Genomic DNA, 3805 nt, shown 5'->3' on the forward strand with positions numbered 1-3805 from the left:
ACATCACACGCCACCAGCCTGCCCCAACGAGCCATCCACCAAGGCCAGAACCGAGAAGACGATCAACGGTTACGAAAATCTTGTCAGAGCCATGAATCAGGTGTGGATCTCGGGCCCTGACCCCGGATGTTGGACACGGGTTATGCGGCTTGAGAAGTGTAGTTGAGGGTTCGAAGGGCCCGATGTCTCCCTCACCCGGACCGGGACCATGCATGACCAGCAGGAATCAAGCGATCATGTTCGGTTGAGATACGGCTTCTAAGTAGGGTCGGGGACTGGCGCGGTGGCTGATGCTCCGTTTCCAGTCCCCGCCGCTTCAAACCGTGTATGCAGTTCTCCCGCACACGGCTTTCCGACATCGTTCACCGGCTGGCATGCACTGTCGCCCTGTGTACGTTTCCGGTAAGACGGTAGACACCGAGCCGGGTGATCCACCCATAAGTAAATCGAGTGGTCCAGTTCCTGCCCGCGAGTCTGTGTTTCGCGCTGGCGAAGATCGCCAACCGTTCATGGACGTAGCCGTCGACGACGTTGAATTTCCGTCCGGAGTTCCCATTACGGAAGTACGCCGCCCAGCCCCGCAGCACGGGGTTGAGGTCGGCTACCACGGCGGATACCGGCCGCTCAGTCTTCGAGCGAGCGGTCGCCGCACGGACTTTGTCCCGCAGTACCCGCATAGCTCTGACCGAGGGCCAGCGTTGCAAGTAGTACCTGCCCCGCCATTTCCACGACTCCATCTTCCGGTGGTGGAAGCCGAGAAAGTCGAAGCCCTGCCCACCTCGGGTGAGGCAGACGATGCCGGTCTTCTCAGGATGTAATCGCATACCGAGCCGTTCCAGCACTCGCGCCGCCAATTCACGGGCCTGTTCGGCCCGTTGCTCCGTCGGCGACAGGACTACGAAATCATCGCAGTACCTCACCAGCGTCCCCAGCCGGCGACCCTCGTTCTGCCACGCCTCGTCGAGAACGTGCAGCGCGATATTTGCCAGCAACGGGGAAATCGGTGAGCCCTGAGGGGTTCCCGCCCCGGTAGGCGAGGTCACCCCGCCCTCCAGGACTCCCATCCGCAGCCATGCCCGGATCAGCTTCAGCATCGGCCGGTCCACCACACACCGTGCCACCTGGGCCATCAGCGCCTCATGGTCGATCGTTCCGAAACAGTCGCGGATATCGGCCTCGCAAACCCACTCCCGCCGCTGGTTCGCGGCGACACGCACGGCTTCGCACGCGTCGATCGCGGACCGCTTCGGCCGGAATCCATAGCTCGCCTCGGTGAACTGGGCTTCGAATACTGGTTCAAGGACCAGTTTCGCAGCCGTCATCACCACTCGGTCCGCCACGGTGGGGATGGAAAGCGGCCGGAACTCCCCCGGCCGCCCCGGTTTGGGAATCTGGACCCGCCGCAACACTGACGGACGATACGTATGCGTCCGCAGTCTCTGCGAAAGATCCTGGAGGAATGCATCCACTCCCGAAGTCTCCACCGCGTCGACGGTCATGCCGTCCACGCCGGGGGCACCCCGGTTTGCACACACACCGGCCCACGCTCGCCTCAGAACGTCCATGCGGTGGACATGGCCATACAGGGCGTGAAACCGGCGTTCAGGTTCTTGCTTGGCACAGCGGTAGAGCGTCCGTTGCAGGGCTCGAACCTTGTCCAAAGGACGGCCGCCCGGTCCTGCAACGCCTTCCTCCCGGCGGATGGAACTAGCCGATACGGCACTCATCCGGGTCCCTCCCTGTTGGCGAATCGCATCGATGAAGCAGGGGCCCTTCGCTCCCAGCGGGTTGTGTTGTCCCGCCGATCACCACTACTACGACCCCCTCCGACTGCCTCTCAGCAACCCGCCATTTCCCGGTTCTGCCGGTTATAGGCAGGCCACGCTTCCCGGGCCGCAAACCCGGGGCCGAGGAGGCTCTCTCCAGTTCCCAGGACAACCTTCCGACCATTCCGCGCCCCTTACGCCGGGAGGTTCTTCGGCGACCGCTCCAGGCCCAAGATCGCCTTCCATGGCCTTCGCCAAACAAGCACAGGCTCGGCTCCTCCTTGGCCCGCCCACGGGCGGGGGTTAAGTGACGACGCTGCAGGCTTCACTTCATGTTGCGGACTGGCTGGTTGCACGCCCCCGAAGGGCGCTTGTCACTCCACTTCGACGCCACCATTTCGAGTGACGCCGGGAGTCAACTACCGGGGACCCTGGCGTTTCCCCGGACCGGACTTGCACCGGCTGGCTATCCTGAGCTTGACGTCCGGTTACATCACTCACATCCCTTCTGAGCTGCGATGACGTCCGGACTGCTGGACGTACGCTTGACGTTTAACCTCGCAGGTCACTCGACCTGCTGAGATATCTCAAATCCGGGTATACGTGACACGGCCGTTCCTCACGCTTCGAGATGTCGAGTAACGAAGCTGGAAGGAACGGCCGCTGCTTATGAGTCTTCCCTGTCGACGCGTCCGTAGGCGAGGCGTTGGGCTGCTTGTCCCGCTTTCGGGTCGAGTTCTACGACTGTCTGTACCGACGCGCGGATGTGCTCTTCGAGCTCACCGAGGCGGTGCTGTGTGCGGACGGGCCGGTGGCGACGCTGGTCGAGCTGTCCCTCGCGGCGGAACACCGGCGTGGTCACGGCGCTCTGTATGCCGCGCTGGACCGGGGCTGGCTGGAGCCTACGCGTCTGCGCCGTGTCCTGGCCGGCCTGCCGGTGCCGAGGGCGGCCGACGGACGGATCGTGCTCGCCGTGGATGTGAGCAACTGGCTGCGTCCCGACGCCCCGACCAGCGACGACCGGCTGTTCTGCCACGTCTACGGACGTGGTGCCGGTCGCAGCTCGGACCAGGTGATCCCCGGCTGGCCGTACTCCTTCGTCGCCGCTCTGGAGACCGGCCGCACCTCCTGGTGCGCCCTGCTGGATGCCGTGCGCCTGGGACCGGCCGACGACGCCACCCTGGTCACCGCCGCCCAGCTCCGCGAGGTCGTCGAGCGACTACGGGCGGCCAGGCAGTGGCAGCCCGGCGATCCCGAGATCCTGATCGTCATGGACTCCGGCTACGACACCGCCTACCTCACCCACGCCCTGGCCGACCTGCCCGTCGTCCTGGTCGGCCGCCTGCGCTCGGACCGGGTGATGCTCCGCGACCCGGGCCCCGCCCGGTCCGGCCCCAAGGGCGGCCGACCCCGTCGTCACGGCGGGGTCCTGACCTTCAGCAAGCCCGACAGCTGGCACGAGCCCGAGGTCACCACCCAAACGGACACCACCCGCTGAATTCATGAGAAAGAAAAGGCACTGGAGAGCCGGATGCGATTAACGTCGCACGTCCGGTTCGGTGGGGGGCCGTTGGAAAAGGGCCTGGTCACAGGTACCTCGCTGGCGGCCTACCCAACCGCACGGCGGGTGCGGGAAGCGGTCCGGAGAAACGGACCGGCCGAAAGGCCGGAACCGCGCTCCGGGCCGACTTCACGCCATGGAGCTGGACGATCCCGGCTTCCACCACAGCGTGCTGGCTGACTTCCGCGACCGTCTCGCCCAGGGCGACCGGGCCGACCGCCTCCTCGACCTCGCACTGGCCCGTCTCAAGGAGGCCGGTCTGGTGCGGGAGCGCACCACGCAACGCACCGATTCCACCCATGTCCTGGCCGCGGTACGTGACTTGACCCGGTTGGAGCTGGTCACCGAGGCGGTACGTGCCGCGCTGGAGGAGGTCGCCGGCGCCGCCGGGCACCTGCTGGACGCCCTGGTCGACGAGGAGTGGGGACGCCGCTACGGCCGCCCAGTCCGCCTGGGCAAGAATCCCACCCGGCCCAAG

At 65.6% G+C, this 3805-nt stretch carries 1 protein-coding gene and 2 pseudogenes; 2 read left to right on the forward strand and 1 reads right to left on the reverse strand.

Annotation, left to right across the window (positions count from 1 at the left end; all coding sequences use genetic code 11):
• Positions 1 to 362: 362 nt before the first annotated feature.
• Positions 363 to 1727, reverse strand: coding sequence for a group II intron reverse transcriptase/maturase (gene ltrA, locus ACIRQP_RS42140; protein ID WP_403900735.1), 1365 nt, complete (start codon positions 1725 to 1727; stop codon positions 363 to 365).
• Between the two features lie 745 nt (positions 1728 to 2472).
• On the opposite strand from ltrA, the pseudogene ACIRQP_RS42145 reads away from it, so the two are divergent.
• Positions 2473 to 3261: pseudogene (locus ACIRQP_RS42145) on the forward strand (transposase); the annotation flags it as partial.
• Between the two features lie 202 nt (positions 3262 to 3463).
• Positions 3464 to 3805: pseudogene (locus ACIRQP_RS42150) on the forward strand (IS1182 family transposase); the annotation flags it as partial.

The sequence above is a fragment of the Streptomyces sp. NPDC102274 genome (genome assembly GCF_044766385.1).
Taxonomy (GTDB): Bacteria; Actinomycetota; Actinomycetes; order Streptomycetales; family Streptomycetaceae; genus Streptomyces.